The organism is Bacillus sp. JJ864 (assembly GCF_036963045.1).
GTDB classification, from domain to species: Bacteria; Bacillota; Bacilli; order Bacillales; family Bacillaceae_G; genus Bacillus_A; species Bacillus_A pseudomycoides_C.
Window position 1 is genome coordinate 13455 of record NZ_JBALLY010000087.1, and the last position, 15857, is coordinate 29311.

General features: G+C 35.5%; 13 protein-coding genes and 1 other annotated feature. Of the genes, 5 read left to right on the top strand and 8 right to left on the bottom strand.

Annotated features, from left to right (window positions below):
* The first annotated feature begins 222 nt into the window (after positions 1-222).
* Both V7024_RS14470 and V7024_RS14475 read left to right on the top strand, forming a co-directional pair.
* The gene (locus V7024_RS14470; protein WP_335521173.1) at positions 223-1293 is read left to right on the top strand and encodes an ArsR/SmtB family transcription factor; all 1071 of its coding nucleotides are present in this window, start codon (positions 223-225) and stop codon (positions 1291-1293) included.
* Positions 1294-1487: 194 nt separating this feature from the next.
* Entirely contained in the window at positions 1488-2822 is a 1335-nt protein-coding gene (locus tag V7024_RS14475) for an FAD-dependent oxidoreductase (RefSeq protein ID WP_335521175.1), read from the top strand.
* A gap of 70 nt (positions 2823-2892) precedes the next feature.
* Here V7024_RS14475 and V7024_RS14480 read toward each other — a convergent pair whose 3' ends face one another.
* The 4 genes from V7024_RS14480 to V7024_RS14495 all read right to left on the bottom strand — a co-directional run bounded on the left by V7024_RS14480 (position 2893) and on the right by V7024_RS14495 (position 8973).
* Positions 2893-3486: a DUF2441 domain-containing protein gene (locus V7024_RS14480; RefSeq protein ID WP_335521176.1), complete on the bottom strand. Its 594-nt coding sequence runs from the start codon at positions 3484-3486 to the stop codon at positions 2893-2895.
* A gap of 109 nt (positions 3487-3595) precedes the next feature.
* Entirely contained in the window at positions 3596-4420 is an 825-nt protein-coding gene (locus tag V7024_RS14485) for a hypothetical protein (protein WP_335521177.1), read from the bottom strand.
* A gap of 336 nt (positions 4421-4756) precedes the next feature.
* A complete protein-coding gene (gene odhB, locus V7024_RS14490) occupies positions 4757-6007 on the bottom strand; it encodes a 2-oxoglutarate dehydrogenase complex dihydrolipoyllysine-residue succinyltransferase (protein ID WP_335521179.1) in 1251 nt (416 codons plus the stop codon).
* Positions 6008-6117: 110 nt separating this feature from the next.
* The gene (locus tag V7024_RS14495) at positions 6118-8973 is read right to left on the bottom strand and encodes a 2-oxoglutarate dehydrogenase E1 component (RefSeq protein WP_335521181.1); all 2856 of its coding nucleotides are present in this window, start codon (positions 8971-8973) and stop codon (positions 6118-6120) included.
* Positions 8974-9577: 604 nt separating this feature from the next.
* On the opposite strand from V7024_RS14495, the gene V7024_RS14500 reads away from it, so the two are divergent.
* Positions 9578-10078 (top strand): GNAT family N-acetyltransferase, encoded by a 501-nt coding sequence (locus tag V7024_RS14500; protein WP_335521183.1) that lies wholly within the window; start codon positions 9578-9580, stop codon positions 10076-10078.
* Between the two features lie 206 nt (positions 10079-10284).
* Here V7024_RS14500 and V7024_RS14505 read toward each other — a convergent pair whose 3' ends face one another.
* Entirely contained in the window at positions 10285-11172 is an 888-nt protein-coding gene (locus V7024_RS14505; RefSeq protein WP_335521185.1) for a DMT family transporter, read from the bottom strand.
* 390 nt (positions 11173-11562) lie between these two features.
* Positions 11563-11792, top strand: a binding site (T-box leader).
* A 106-nt stretch (positions 11793-11898) separates the two neighbouring features.
* Between V7024_RS14505 and V7024_RS14510 the strand changes: the two genes are divergently transcribed.
* Together V7024_RS14510 and V7024_RS14515 are read left to right on the top strand one after the other, a co-directional pair.
* Positions 11899-13227 (top strand): amino acid permease, encoded by a 1329-nt coding sequence (locus V7024_RS14510; protein WP_335521187.1) that lies wholly within the window; start codon positions 11899-11901, stop codon positions 13225-13227.
* A 228-nt stretch (positions 13228-13455) separates the two neighbouring features.
* Positions 13456-14109 (top strand): YdeI/OmpD-associated family protein, encoded by a 654-nt coding sequence (locus tag V7024_RS14515; RefSeq protein WP_335521188.1) that lies wholly within the window; start codon positions 13456-13458, stop codon positions 14107-14109.
* A 324-nt stretch (positions 14110-14433) separates the two neighbouring features.
* Here V7024_RS14515 and V7024_RS14520 read toward each other — a convergent pair whose 3' ends face one another.
* Genes V7024_RS14520 through V7024_RS14530 form a run of 3 tightly spaced genes read right to left on the bottom strand, consistent with a single transcriptional unit; the run spans position 14434 to position 15774 of the window.
* A complete protein-coding gene (locus V7024_RS14520; RefSeq protein ID WP_335521190.1) occupies positions 14434-14961 on the bottom strand; it encodes a permease in 528 nt (175 codons plus the stop codon).
* Positions 14958-15440, bottom strand: a complete 483-nt coding sequence (locus V7024_RS14525) for a hypothetical protein (protein ID WP_098915762.1) — start codon at positions 15438-15440, stop codon at positions 14958-14960. The genes V7024_RS14520 and V7024_RS14525 overlap by 4 nt, the downstream gene beginning before the upstream one ends.
* Positions 15433-15774, bottom strand: coding sequence for a PadR family transcriptional regulator (locus V7024_RS14530; RefSeq protein WP_098915760.1), 342 nt, complete (start codon positions 15772-15774; stop codon positions 15433-15435). The genes V7024_RS14525 and V7024_RS14530 overlap by 8 nt, the downstream gene beginning before the upstream one ends.
* Positions 15775-15857: the final 83 nt, after the last annotated feature.

The window sequence follows — 15857 nt, forward strand, 5'->3', positions numbered from 1 at the left end:
AAAACATTTGATTGGTAAACTTCGGGAATGATAAAATTGATTTTAGATGGATATCTAAAATTGAATGAAGAGTATTGCAGAAGAAGGAGAAATTCTTGAATCATCAACGTTGAAGCTAAAATAACTATGTAATTTAGATCCCATTATTTGCCCAGGTCATGATGAAACGGTTACTATTGAGGCACTAAAATTATAAAAAGATAAAATATGGAGGATACTTATTTGCAAAATATTCGATTTGGAATACCGCTTGATTTTTATGATAAGACAACAGCGATATTATTTTTTAAGCACAATGAGTTTTATAGGGATTTATTTCACAAAATGGGGTATGATCTAGATTTTGAATACATTAACTTAGTAAAAAGAATAGAAAAAATTCAATCTTTAGATGATGAATTTGTAGATTTCTATTTCTCCAGTCTTACTTCATATGAGGAAGTAACAAACGGAAATATATTCTGTATTGCAACAACTCTTATAAAAACTAAAGATATCTTCGATAAAGATTCAAGTGAAATATATCGTTTAATGAATAAAATGAACGAGGATTCTATGCGTCTAAATATTATCGCTACAGTAAAGCATCTAACAAATAAGAAAGATGGATTTGAAGCTGATCAATACTACTTAGAAGAGAATCATTTTTATGATTTATTGTCCTGTTCATTCGTAACATCTAATAGCAAATGGAGTATTTTGCAGACCTTCAAAAATCCTCATAGCACAGTGATGAATTATGTTAATAAAATGCAGGAAATAGATAATGATTTGACTAATTCATTTTTAGAACTTAAAAATAGGGATTATGTATGGTTTGAGAAGATAAAAAAGGTACCTACACCACACTTTATAAAGATAATCAAGACACTGAAAGGGACTGAATACTTTAAAAATCATGTGATTAACATATTTCCAACTATTACTCCATATCTACTGTCTGTTTCGAAAGAGGAGAATAATATTTATCTTGGAATTGGTATAGGGTCTGAACAACTTTTTGTGGAAAATAGGAAAGATGATGATTTGGATAATCTTCAGGAAATATTGAAAACGCTAGCGGATGGTAGCAAATTATCAATATTATTACTTTTAAAAGATAAGAAGCTTTATGCAGGTGAGCTAGCAAAAGAATTAGACCTATCTAATGCTACTATTTCTCATCATATGAGAATTATGGTGATCCAAGGATTAGTTAAGAGTGAAAGGATACAGAATAAGACTTATTATTACTTAAATAAGAAATATTTATCTGAATTAATAGGAAAACTGAATAGCCTTTTTTTACTATAACTATTGATGAAGAAAATAAGCTTAGCTATCGTTTAATGGGAATATAAATTAATATGATTGTCAGTTTAAAATGACATGTTTTTTGTTTGGTATGTGAATATACGTAAAGAATTACACCTGTTAAAAATGGACAAAATTATTACTGATAAAAGAGTTGTAAGACAAGTAATAGTCTTGGGAAAAGGAGTGATACGGTGAAATACGTTATTATAGGCGGAGATGCAGCTGGAATGAGTGCTGCTATGCAAATTGTCCGTAATGATCAAGAAGCAAATGTAATCACTTTAGAAAAAGGCGAATTCTATTCATATGCGCAGTGCGGTCTTCCTTATGCGATTAGTGGGATCATTGCTTCTACTGAAAAGTTAATTGCTAGAAGTGTTGATACGTTTCGGGATAAATATCATATTGATGCGAAAGTGAATCATGAAGTGACACGTGTAGATCCAGCGAGTAAAAAAGTATATGGCATACATACGCAAACATCAGAACCATTCGAATTCGAATATGATCGTTTATTAATTGCAACGGGAGTGCGACCAGTCATGCCGAACTGGAAAGGCAGTGACTTGCAAGGCGTTCATCTATTAAAAACGATCCCGGATGCAGAGCGCATTATGGAGACGCTTCAGAATAAGAAGGTTGAACATGTTACTATTATTGGCGGCGGGGCAATCGGGATAGAAATGGCAGAAACATTTGTCGAGCTTGGGAAAAAGGTTCGTATGATTGAGCGGAATCAATATGTAGGTACCGTATTTGATGCGGATATGGCAGCATACATTCATGAGGAAGCAAAGAAACATAACATTGAAATTCTTACAAATGAAAATGTGAAATCATTTCAAGGGAAAGAGCAAGTTGAGTTTGTAGAAACGGATAAAGGAATGTATGAAACAGATCTTGTTTTAGTATCAGTTGGAGTAAAACCGAACACTGATTTTCTAGAAGGAACAGAAATCATTAAAAATCAAAAAGGTGCTATTCAAGTTAACGCTTATATGCAAACAAATATAGAGGACATTTATGCGGCAGGAGACTGTGCTACGCAGTATCATATTATAAAAGAAAAACATGACCATATTCCGCTTGGAACAACGGCAAACAAACAAGGGCGAATTGCTGGACTGAACATGGTGAATAAACGAAGAGCGTTTAAAGGGATTGTCGGAACAGCGGTTATGAAATTCATGGACATTACATTAGGACGAACCGGTTTAAATGAAAAAGAAGCAGAGCAATTACAAATACCATATGAAATTGTAAAAATAGATTCGACAAACATAGCAGGATATTATCCAAGTAAGAAACCACTTCACGTGAAATTATTGTATCGCAAAGACACGAAACAACTGGTAGGCGGACAAGTAATTGGTGAGCAGGGCGTAGATAAACGAATAGATGTACTGGCAATGGCATTGTTTCATAAAATGACGATTCATGATTTAGAAGACGTGGACTTAAGTTACTCTCCGCCATATAACAGTGTGTGGGATCCATTGCAGCAAGCAGCAAGAAGGGGAGAATAAAGTGAAACTTCCATCAGTTGGGTTTCATCCCCAACTGATGGAAAAGCAATATATACGACTTTTCTAGTATTTAAGCCGAGAAATCATTAATAATTTCTACCACTTCAATTTTTCCGTTAATCAAAAGCTCAGGAAGTTCATTTGTTACATTACCCTTCCAATATTCTTTAGCTTGTTCAATTTTTTGAGAGAAAGGAACCCCATCTTCCTTTGGTAAAAGGTTTCCATCACCTTCAAAAGAATTCCCAATAACTCGAAGTTTAACAATCTGCAAAACATTCCGATTGTAAGAATCAAATAATTCTTTCCATTTCAAAGCATCTTCATAGCTTTTCGCAGCGTATAAGCAAGACAATCTTGAAGGATACTCAGGATATTCTTGAAGTCTAACCATTTCTACTATTACTTCTCTAATCGCTCTGATTGTTTGGTCTACATATTTAATCGCTACTTCAGTATTTTCTTTATTCAAGTTCAATCCTTCATTTGTATCATGACCTTGTAAAATTTGAATGAAGTCTTCACCTTTAGAATTCAATTGTTCTCTCTCAAAAAAGAAGCGATATAAGGCATTATTTTGATTCTCGTTAAAGTTAATGATCTGCCCAAGACTCAATTTTTTTCTAGTAACAATATGATAAACATACAATTCATTTTTTCTCATGGTTTGCCTCCTGTTGGTTATATCATTTCATACACCATATTATACCAACGAAAGGATGCAAGAAGGGGAAAGTTTCTGATTATTCTCTATTCATGTAAGAATAATCTATCTACATTTTTTTAATTCGATAAAGGAGATAACTTATCACCACAGTAATACATGAAAATAGAATAGCGATGCTAGAAAAAGCGAGTAAATAAGCATTATACTTCGCTATATTTGCGATCATTGCATGGCTATCAAAATGAAAAATACCTCCTATAACGTTGAAGAGAAATAGGAACAAGAAGATTGTAATTAGTCCATCTAATGCACCTTGTATGTCAGGTTTACTTAAAGCAATATGCGTAGAAATGCAAATTGCTAAGATCAGAAAGAGCCAGAAATAAGGATTAAATAGATTGCTAATCGTAAAAATGCTTTTCAATAATAGGACTGAAGATAACACAGTGTGTTTGATCATATCACTCATAGCGCCGTCTGGTTGAATATTTGTTTCAATACCATTCATAAATACCGAGTATGAGTGGGGGATAAGGCAATACATTAAGCCAACTAACGCGGCAATCCCTGAAAAAATAGGGGCAACACCGATAAAGAAATTACCTATTTTTTGATAGATACTTTTCGGGTTATATTCGTGCTGCACATAGCCTAAATACCCGTTATTCGTATTCGTTGGAAACCACTGAATACTTACGATTTTATGTCCAAATAATACGCACATAAAGGCATGCCCAAATTCGTGAATGGGCGTTCCAATCCATGAAGTGAAGAGGAAGCCATTTCTTCCAAAAGCTCTTGTCCAATATGTTCGCGAACGATTTTCTAAATATCCTAATAGAAATCCAACTACAATAATACATCCTACTAATGAAGCTAATTGTATACAGGTTGTAATAAGCATAGTAAAAAAGAAGTTTCCTAATTCCATTTTGTCACCTTTTCTATATAAATCAAAATTTTAAAAAACGACATAAAAACCATTCTTTTTCGATGGGCGAGAGCATCTGGCCGCGCGTAGAAGCGGTCAGGGCCTTTTTCTGCCACATGCGAAGTAAAAACATAGAAAGAAAGAGAGTGAGGGCTCTTTATTCCTACATAGCAGCAATCTGTATGTCAAAAGATCAAAATGGATTCATATATGTTTTTTATAAGTAGTAGATTACATGAATTCCGTAGCAGTAGTCTACTATTATTTTTGTTATGGAAGTAGAAATGAAGAAAACCCTCTTGCAAATGCAAGAGGGTTCTACAATCTATAAAATGATCAACCTTCTAATAATAATGATTTTGGATCTTCAAGCATTTCTTTAACTGCAACAAGGAAGCTAACAGCCTCTTTTCCATCTACGATGCGGTGGTCGTAAGATAGAGCAAGGTACATCATCGGACGGTTTTCCATACGCTCTGCATCGATCGCAACAGGGCGTACTTGGATTTTATGCATACCAAGGATACCAACTTGTGGGCTGTTTAGGATTGGTGTTGACATAAGAGAACCGAACACGCCTCCGTTTGTAATTGTAAATGTACCACCTTGTAGTTCTTTCAGTGTAAGTTTGTTATCACGAGCTTTTTTACCAAGATTTCTAATTTCGCTCTCAATTTCAGCGAAGTTCAATTGGTTTGCATCACGTACAACAGGAACAACTAATCCATCTGGAGCTGCTACAGCGATTCCGATATCGTAGAATTTCTTAAGGATAAGCTCATCACCTTGAATTTCAGCATTTAATAATGGGAATTGTTTTAATGCTGCTACAACTGCTTTTGTGAAGAATGACATGAAGCCAAGACGAACATCATGTTTCTTTTCGAACGCATCTTTACGTTCTTTACGTAATTCCATGATAGCTGTCATATCAACTTCGTTAAATGTTGTTAACATTGCAGCCGTTTGTTGAACTTCTACAAGACGATTTGCAATTGTTTGACGGCGGCGGGACATTTTTACGCGCTCAACTGGTTTTTCAAACTCAGTAGTTGCAGCTGGTTTCGGACTTTGTTTTTCTTGTTTTGGCTGTTCTTTTGGCGCAGTAGCATGCGCTTGAACATCATGCGGTCTAACGCGGCCAAGTGGATCAGTGCTGCGTACTTCGTTTAAGTCGATTCCTAATTCACGTGCCATTTTTCTAGCAGCAGGTGATGCGATCGGACGATCTGTATTTGGAAGACCTTGCATCGGTGCTTTATTTGGCGCTGCAGTTGGAGCCTCAGCTTTTGGTGCTTCCGCAACTTCTTGTTTTGGTTCTGCTGGTGCAGGTGTACTTACTGCTGCCGCTGCATTTGCATCTAAAACTGCGATAACATCGCCGATTTCAACTGTATCTCCAGGTTCTCCTAGTAATTGTGATACAATACCTGAATCTTCTGCAATGATTTCTACATTGACTTTATCTGTTTCAAGCTCAACAACGCTTGCGCCTTTCTCAACTTTGTCACCTACGTTGATAAGCCATTGTGAAATAGTTCCTTCTGTAATAGATTCTGCAAGCTCAGGTACTTTAATTTCGATCATTTTAAATGTCCTCCCCTATTTTGCCTAACAATTGATTTAATATGATTGTATAAATAATCTTCTTTAACCGTGAATGGGGGGAGACCCCCATTCACAGGAAGTTAACAGTATTACTTATTGTGAACAAATTCTTGTTCTTGTTGTAATTTGAAATTGATATTAAGCGTTTGATTAATAATCAATTCTTGTTCTTTTCTATGAACATGAGGATCGCCGCCTGATGGGCTTGAACGGTCCGGACGTCCAATATAGTTCACTTTCACATTGTCAGAAGCAAGTTCGAATAGAATTGGTGCGATATAATGCCATGCGCCCATATTTCTTGGTTCTTCTTGTACCCACACGATTTCTTCCAAGTTTTCAAAACGCTCAGCGATCGCTTGGATTTTCTCAGTAGAGAATGGATATAACTGTTCAACGCGAACGATATGCACTTCATCAAGTGTATGTTCTTTCTTATTCGATTCAACATCTACTGCTAAATCGATTGCCATCTTACCTGTCGTTAATACGAGACGCTTCACTTTGCTTGGTTTTGTTCCAAGGTTCGGTTGTTCTACAACTGTTTGGAAGCTGCCTTCACTTAACTCAGAAGCAGGTGAAGATGTAAGTGGATGACGTAACAAGCTCTTTGGCGTCATAATTACTAACGGTCTTACATAATCAGTTCCAAGACTTGCTGCTTGGCGGCGCAGGATATGGAAATATTGCGCTGCACTTGTTAAGTTTGCAACTGTCCAGTTATTTTCTGCAGCAAGCTGTAAGAAACGTTCTGGACGAGCGCTAGAATGCTCAGGACCTTGCCCTTCATAACCGTGCGGAAGAAGTAAAACAAGACCAGATTTTTGACCCCATTTTGCTCTTCCTGCTGAAACGAATTGGTCAAACAATGCTTGCGCTGTGTTTGAGAAGTCTCCGTATTGTGCTTCCCACATTGTTAACGTTTCAGGAGAAAATACGTTATAGCCATACTCAAATCCTACAACAGCAGCTTCAGAAAGCGGACTATTATGAACCGCGAAAGAAGCGCGCGCTTGTGGCAGACGGTGCATTGGCGAATACGTTTCGTTCGTTTCTGTATCATGTAATACAACGTGACGCTGTGCGAATGTACCGCGCTCTGAATCCTGTCCTGTCAGACGGATTGGCGTACCGTCTTGTAAAATTGAAGCAAACGCTAATGCTTCGGCATTTGCCCATTCTAATTTACCGCCATCTTTAAATGCGCTCTCACGACGTTCAAGGATTTTCTTTAATTTTGGATATACGTTAAAACCTTCTGGCCACTCAAGAAGACTTGTATTTAATTCTTGAAGTGTTTCTAATGGAATACCTGTCATCATTTGTGGGATGCCATTTGCAACTACTTCTGGAACTTCAACATTCGCAGATACTTCTTTTTTATCTGAAGAAACTTGATTATATTCAGCTTTCAAATGCTCTTGTACAAATTGCGTAATTGTTTCTACTTCTTCAGCATTTAGAATGCCTTTTGTTTGTAATTCTTCAGCATATAAAGCTCTTACAGTCGGATGCTTGCTAACCTTTTTGTATACTTTCGGTTGTGTAACTGCTGGATCATCCATTTCGTTATGACCGTAGCGGCGATATCCGATTAAGTCAATTAGGAAATCTTTTTTGAACAGCGTGCGGTATTGGAAAGCAAGAGTAGCTGCAATCAGACAAGCTTCAGGGTCATCAGCATTTACGTGCACAATCGGAATATCAAAGCCTTTTGCAAGGTCACTAGAATATCTTGTTGAACGGGAATCATAGCTATCAGTTGTGAATCCGACTGCATTATTCGCGATAACATGAATCGTTCCGCCTGTTTGATAACCTTTCAGTCTGCTTAAGTTCAGCGTCTCAGGTACGATACCTTGACCAGGGAACGCAGCATCACCGTGCACTAAAATTGCGTAAGATTTCGAAACATCTTGTTTTGGATAACCTGCTTGTTCGCGATTTTCCTGAGCAGCACGTGCAAATCCTTCCACAACTGGATCTACAAATTCAAGGTGACTTGGGTTATTTGCTAAAGTAACTCGTGTAAGAGCTCCTTCAGATCCAACCAATTGCTCTTTACCTAAGTGATACTTCACATCTCCAGTCCAGCCGATATTGTTCTTATCAGTGCCCTGCATCGGTGCTGAATGTTTAAATTCAGTGAACATGTGACTATATGATTTTTCTAAAGTATGAGCGAGTACGCTAAGACGTCCGCGGTGGGCCATCCCGATCATAATATCTTTCACGCCGCCCTTAGCGCCTTCAGAAATCATTTCATCAAGCATAGGAACTAGCATATCAACGCCTTCGATAGAAAAGCGTTTTTGACCAACAAATGTCTTATGCAAAAATTGCTCGAAACCTTCAACCGCTGTCAATCGTTTTAAAACAGCAATGCGTTTTTCATTTGATAGTGGGTGATACAAGGAAGTTGATTCCACCATTTGTTGTAGCCATGCACGCTCTTCACTATCTTGAACATGAGCGAACTCATAAGCTAAAGATTTTGAATAAATCTCTTTTAATCTATTAACAGCATCAAACGCTGTAGGAACATCTGCAGGTGCATCTGCCCAAACCATTTTTGCTGAAATCGCTTTCAAATCATTTTCACCTAGTCCATCTAAAGAGAACTGCCCATCCACTTTTTCTTCCAGCGGATTAATATGTGCAGAAAGGTGACCATATGAACGAATATTTTCTAAAACCTTTGCAGCTTTTAGAACTTTTTCTATATCTGTATTGTTTTGAGAAGAAAAATGAGAGCCGCTAGTAGTCCCCGCTGTAAAATCTGCATAAAAAGGAGGAGCACCCCATCTTGCGAAAAGCTCTTCTAATTCTGGATCAACAGAACCTTCCCCGGCTACAAAACAATCGTACTGTTCAATGACATAGCCAAGGTTAGGACCATGGAACTTAACCCAAGGGCTGTTTGTATTTGTATTCTTCGTCGTCATTTGACTAAACCTCCTACTCGTTAGAACCAGTAACGAGTGCAATTCATTTTATATTCTTATATTCTTATGTTATTACGATAATTTACATAATACAAAACGTTATTACTTATCTGTTTTGTAAAAAAACATTCACAATTACTTATCACCCAGAAATTTACTATGATTACCAAGTAAAACTTTTACAATAAAACCATTAAAAATAGTATGGTAAGTTCAATCTAGGGATAAAATGGAAATGAAATTACTGCTTATAAATGTATAGAAAATTAAGAATTTTCAAGTAAAAACGTTTTAAATTATATATATTACAATAATAAGCGCTTTCAAAAATATTATACAACAATATCACAATGGATAATAGGAAAAAAGATAAAATTGTGAATTTAGTATCAATTCCGTTTATTAAAAGAGAAGATAATAGAGTAGAAGGGAGCTTTTCTTAGAAAATAAAAGATAGAATGGTATTTCTTACTATATTTTATATATTCTTGTTGGAAATGGATTGATACTATTTTAATAGAAGCATTCGAAATAGAAGAAAAATAGTTTTCGTATTAAGAAACGAATGAAACAAATATCAAACGTTGTATGAGGAGATAAAAAAATGAAACTATATTTGAGGCCATTGTCTAAAGATGACGGAAAAAAGATATATGATATGTTGCAGGGAATTTCCCCCAACGACAATGGATTTCACAACGAAATTCACGGGGTATCATACCAAGAGTTTAACTTATGGTTAGAAAGAAACGAAGGTTTTTCAAAAGGGATTGGGCTGGAAGACTGGATGGTTCCGCAAACCACATACTGGTTGTTTAATAATCAAACACCAGTTGGATATGGACGAATTCGACATCGATTGAATGAAAACCTTAAAAATAACAGCGGTCATATAGGTTACGCTCTACCAATTTCACAACGAGGAAAAGGATATGGGAACGAGTTGTTACGGTTGTTGCTAAAAGAGTGTTCAAAGATGGGGATTAAGCCGGTTCAAATCGGTGTTAATATTTCTAATATACCTTCAAATAGAGTTGTTCAGCACAATGGAGGCGTACTAGTAAAGGTTACAGAGAACAAAAATATTTACCACATCAATATGTAAAAGATATGCTTTCTCTTTGCAGAGTGTTTTTCAGCAAACTACGAATGATGCTTGGAACACAAGCGAATACAGAGGCTCAGCAAAGTATTATTGTTGTAAGTAATGCACACGGAGATACTGGTGGTTGATCTTTTTAATTATATAGCAAAGAGGAGCAAGGGGAAATCCTTGCTCCTCTTTGCTTTTGAATGAATAAGAACATTCATCTATTCTATATGTCTCTTAAAATTTAGTTTTAATAAGCTCTTAAAGTCCAGTTCGGCAATTAATACACTTAATAATATAAGTGTTGCACCTAAGTAACCTTTCAAAGTGAGAGTTTCACCTGTGAAAAAGAAAGCGAAACCTGCAGAAAACACAGGCTCTAATGAAAAAATAAGACCTGCATGTGTAGGAGTCGTATGTTGCTGCGCAATGACTTGGACAATGAAAGCCATTGCTGTACAAAATATGCTTAATACTAAAATGGAAAACCATGATTCAAGAGTGTTAGGAAGTTTTTGGGTTTCCATAAACATGGAGAAAATGATACTAAATAAGCCGACAAAACCGAGCTGTAACACGCCAAGAGCAATGGAATTCACATGCTTAGTCATGGTTCCAGTAACGATGATATGAACGGCGTAAAATAAAGCACATAATATGCATAATATATCACCGTAACTAATTTTAAATTCACTATTTAATGTTAATAGTCCGATTCCTACTATCGTTAAAATGATTGCTAATACAACCTTTTTTTCAGGCCGTTGTTTTAAAAAGATAGCTGATAATATCGGAATGAATATGACGGTAAGACTCATTAAAAAACCAGCATTCGAAACAGTTGTATACTTTGTACCAAAAGTTGCAAAAACATAAACGAAAAACAAAATAGAAGCTAATATAAACGCATATTTTACAGTTTTAAAATCAATTCTGATTAAATGCTTGTAAAATACGATTCCTGATAAAAGAAAAGCAATTATAAAACGTAATGCGATTAAATTATATTCTTCTATGTAAGTGAGTCCAACTTTTGTAAGTAAGATGGAAGCACCCCAAAAAAATGTAACTAGTAGTAGCATTAAATCAGCTTTTAATTGAAGTTTCATCTCTATTTCCTCGTTAGCTATAAATTATTTTGTAATTTTTGAGAACATGATTCTAAGAAATTATTAAACTATGATACCTTGAAAATAAAACGAAAAAATCAGCTATTAACCTCCAATCTTCTTTTATTTATAATTTGTAATTCAATACACTCTTATTATTATTCATTTTAATGACAATTCTGAATATTTAAAACAAAAATTTTCCATGGGAATTTAATATAACCTATCGTAATTGGGAATTGTTTCTTCGCGGATTCGTGGTTCTTTTCATTTCGTAAAACATACTTAAATAAGTATTGCGAAAAACTATTGACAGAATATTAATGCAACCTCTATAATACAAAACATACTTATTAAAGAAACGTAATTACGTCATATAAATTGAAATATAATTGAGCAATGAAGGGAATTTAAGTAGTGCTTATCTCACTGTTTTAGAGAGCTGATGGAAGGTGTGAATCAGTACATAAATAAGTGTGAATTACAATCCCGGAGCATCTCTTTTCGAAATAAAGGGCGACTTTTATGGATGGAAAGACGGTCAATAGATCGTTAACAAAATGAAGAGGCAGACTTTAGTTTGCAATTAGGGTGGTACCGCGGTGTAAATCGTCCCTGTCATGTAGGACAGGGACGATTTTTTTTATAAAAAGAAAAACTACAATTGATCCTATAAAATCTTTTGTAAAAATAAAAATCTTTATATGAAAATGAGAGGAGAATATTATGGAATTACAAAAAAAGTTATTGCCGCGGCATGTCCGTTTGATGGCACTTGGAGGAGCAATCGGCACAGGGATATTTAAAGGAACTTCTGAAACAGTATCAATAGCGGGGCCAGCAGTTATTTTTTCTTATCTATTTGCAGGATTATTACTTCTTGTTGTCATGAGTGCAATCGCAGAGATGGCTATCGCTTATCCTGGGATGAATATGAAAGGATTTATTCGTAAAGCATTTGGATCAAACGTATCGTTTGTAATTGGATGGATGTACTGTTTCATGTTATTAGTTGTTTGCGTCATTGAAGTAATCGCTGCAGGAAGCTTTTTGCAATATTGGTTTCCTTTCATGTCTTTATGGTCTTTAAGCTTTATTAGTGCAATTTTCATTGTGGCTATTAATTTTATGAATGTAAAGCATTACGGCGAGTTTGAATTTTGGTTTGCTGGAATTAAAATTACGATGATTGTTCTATTTCTTATTTTAGGCGGAGCTATTTTATTCGGAGTAATTCCAAGCAATGAAGCAAACTATATGCAAAACTACGTACAGCACCAGGGATTCTTCCCGCATGGCTGGTCAGGAGTATTTTCTGCCTTATTAATCGTTATTTTTTCTTACGGTGGTTCCGAACTAATCGGATTGACTGTAACGGAAATGAAGGATACAGAGAAAGTATTGCCTAGAGTGATTAAAGGAGTATTTTGGAGAATCGTATTATTCTATACACTTCCAATCCTTATCATTTGTGGATTAATTCCATGGAATGAAATTGGCAACCAAGCAAGTCCATTTGTACAAGTGTTATCGGCAGTTGGATTTAAAGGATCGGCTCATATAATGAACTTCGTCCTGATCACAGCAGTATTGTCTGCAGCAAACTCCGGTATTTATGGCTGTACACGTATGCTGCATTCCTTAGCTGCAGAAGGAGAAGCACCGAAACAGTTTTCATTTGTTGCAAAGAACGGTGTTCCAGTATATAGCGTTATCTTGAGCTCTATCGTTCTTATTAGTGGAACATTTGTCGCATACGTTTCACCTGACCGTGTGTTTGGGTATTTAATGGCAATTCCAGGATTTACAGTATCAGTGGTGTGGACATGTATATGTTTAGCACAACTGAAGCTTCGCAAAACATATACAAAGTTGCCGCATTTTAAAGTATGGGGATTTCCATATGCAACTTTATTTACTGCAATCACATTAAGTATTTGCTGCGTGGCATTTACATTCAGCGATCAAAATAGAGCGAGTATTTTTGTTTGTTTAGGTATTTTAATGATCTTAATTCTATGTTCAGTTTTTGTATGCAAAAAGAAAAAAATATAGTAATACTACATTTTTAAGATAGATGAAAGGCAGACTGTTGTATGGTCTGCCCTTTTTATTTTAAGAAAGTATAATTTCATGAACAGCTATAAATGAATGACCATTTTTACAGACATTTTTCTTTCAATAAGGTACACTTTACTATGATAAATGCTTCAACTATAGTTACTGACTAATTAGGTGCAATGATAAACGGAACGTAAATTGTAATAAATTAAGGAGCCTGTCATGACGATTATCGATAAATTAAAACTAACGAAATTCAAAAACATGGCCGTAATCAATCAACCAAGCGACTACAATATCTTTACGGAACAAAAAACGACCCCTTCAAAAGAACATGATGCGATTTTCATTTTTGTAGAAACACTTGATGAAATGGTTACACATACACAATCAATTCTAAACAATGAACAGGTGTTACTCGAAAAAGGCTATATATTTTTCGCATACCCGAAAAAAGGGAATAAGCGCTATGAAACCTTTATTCACAGAGATGAAATGTTTCCAGCATTGAACGTTGGCGAAGATGGATATATAGGAAGTAGCGACATCAAGTTCGCACGTATGGTAAGCATGGATGACGTTTTCACTGTAGTCGGACTAAAACGCGAAAAAAAGAAAGCAAAGAAAACAGCAGCAGCCAGCCAGTGCGTTGCAGATTATGAGAACAATGTGAAAGACGTGGAAGCATTATTAGCCGACCATCCAAACGAGCTTAAGTTTTACCAAAGCTTAACCCCTGGATATCAAAAAGACTGGGCACGTCACATTTTCTCGGCAAAGCAACAACAAACACGCGACAAACGTTGTCAACAAATGGTTGATATCCTTTCACAAGGGTATAAAACACTTGATTTATTTCGTCGGGGGAAGAAATAAACTGAGGCATTCATTAGTGGGGATTTTCTTCATTCTCCATTGATGGAAAGCTCTCACCAATAGGGTTCGTACAGCACCGCCAAATTGTAAGACGTAGGAGCGCAATGTTGTTTCTTTTAAAGGTTAATTTCTGCGTCCGATCTTTCAGTGTATTTTTAGAAATTACTTTTACGACAAGTCAAGCATAACAAGCAAAAGGAGCGCCTAAATACGGACGCTCTTTTTGCTTATATTAACATGCTGGTTTATATGGTGTTTTTGATTAAATGTTATTTCTACAAAAGGATTTGGGATTGAGGGGCATAAAGATTTATTGATCTAAATCTAAATTTCTTTCGTTATATCATACTTTAACAATTGTCGTTGGTCGTAAAACTTCTCATAAATAATACCCATTAAATAGAAAAATAATAGACCAAAACAAATGTGGATGAGTGTAAATTTAGCTCCAAATGAAGCAAATTCATACACCATAACCGGTAATTTTGCAGTTGTCCAAACTCCTAGAAAAAATACAATGTAGCGTATGCTCGCTCCTTTTTTTAATAAAAGTGCCGCGATTGGAAAAGCAACATAGAGGGGACCAGCTGCAATTCCTCCTAATAATAGGGAAAACAAGATGCCATAGATGCCAGATTTTTCCCCCATATATTTAATTAATGTTTCTTTCTTCACCCACTGGTCAAGCAACCCTACGAATATTAAGACAGGGGGAAGTAGAAACAGCATATCTAAAATACTTTTTCCTGTTAATTGAAATGCGTTCCATCCCAACGATTGGTTTATAAAAGTCAATATAATGAGTCCCAATAGTAAAATGAAAAAGAAATGATATCTCCTTAATTCATTCATGCCATCACCACCCAAATAATATATGAGAATATGAGAGACATTAACAATGCAGATGCATTACGAGAATAAGCAAAACTTCGCCCAAATATCTTTTGTTCCATCGGTAAAGTTGTGATTCCTACTGACATTAATGTAGACATTAATGCCGCAACTTGAGGAAGGCCCGCACCATTTTGGACTAATGTATTTCCAAGAGGAAACACAACAAAGCTTGGAATGAGTGCAACAGAGCCAATTATTGCTGAATAAACAATACCGATGAATCCAGATTTTTCCCCAATGATGGAAGAAATGAAGGATGGCGTTAATATAGAGAGTGATAGTCCAACGAACAGCATAATTGATAACATAGAAGGGATAAGATTGCGAAACATGTTCCATGACTTTAATAGAGCATCTTTTGTTTTATTTCGATCTTTTATAAAAGAAATACTGGTAAGAATAATAGCTATAGTGTAAAGGATAGTACCATTAATCATGATTATACCCCTTCCATTTTTCATATTTATTTAAGAAAAATGATAAATTCTTAATTTTTTCTTCAATATCTATTTGAAAATCTTCTAATGTTCTTTTTCCAACTGTAGTAATTTTGTACATTTTTATCGGCTTATCTTGATCAGATGTATCCAAATAAGACTCAACAGCACCCTCTTTTTCTAATTTCTTTAGTGTGCGATAGATGATGGCACTATCAATTGGATTGACGGGAAGCTCTTCTTCACATTTCTGCAGAAGTTTCCCTCCATAGCTATCTCCCTCTGTTAAAAACAGCAAAAGAAATGCACCTGTATGTCTCCCTGTATGTTTCATAAAATATCTAACCTCCTAAATGAAATGTAAAAAATATTTTTTGTCATTATAACATTAAAACCATTACTGTTAGTAACATATTA

Coding starts and splice junctions, on each gene's coding strand:
- V7024_RS14480 (WP_335521176.1), bottom strand. CDS start 3,486: ATGAGAAAAAATGAATTGTATGTTTATCATATTGTTACTAGAAAAAAA.
- V7024_RS14485 (WP_335521177.1), bottom strand. CDS start 4,420: ATGGAATTAGGAAACTTCTTTTTTACTATGCTTATTACAACCTGTATA.
- odhB (WP_335521179.1), bottom strand. CDS start 6,007: ATGATCGAAATTAAAGTACCTGAGCTTGCAGAATCTATTACAGAAGGA.
- V7024_RS14495 (WP_335521181.1), bottom strand. CDS start 8,973: ATGACGACGAAGAATACAAATACAAACAGCCCTTGGGTTAAGTTCCAT.
- V7024_RS14500 (WP_335521183.1), top strand. CDS start 9,578: ATGAAACTATATTTGAGGCCATTGTCTAAAGATGACGGAAAAAAGATA.
- V7024_RS14505 (WP_335521185.1), bottom strand. CDS start 11,172: ATGAAACTTCAATTAAAAGCTGATTTAATGCTACTACTAGTTACATTT.
- V7024_RS14510 (WP_335521187.1), top strand. CDS start 11,899: ATGGAATTACAAAAAAAGTTATTGCCGCGGCATGTCCGTTTGATGGCA.
- V7024_RS14515 (WP_335521188.1), top strand. CDS start 13,456: ATGACGATTATCGATAAATTAAAACTAACGAAATTCAAAAACATGGCC.
- V7024_RS14520 (WP_335521190.1), bottom strand. CDS start 14,961: ATGAATGAATTAAGGAGATATCATTTCTTTTTCATTTTACTATTGGGA.
- V7024_RS14525 (WP_098915762.1), bottom strand. CDS start 15,440: ATGATTAATGGTACTATCCTTTACACTATAGCTATTATTCTTACCAGT.
- V7024_RS14530 (WP_098915760.1), bottom strand. CDS start 15,774: ATGAAACATACAGGGAGACATACAGGTGCATTTCTTTTGCTGTTTTTA.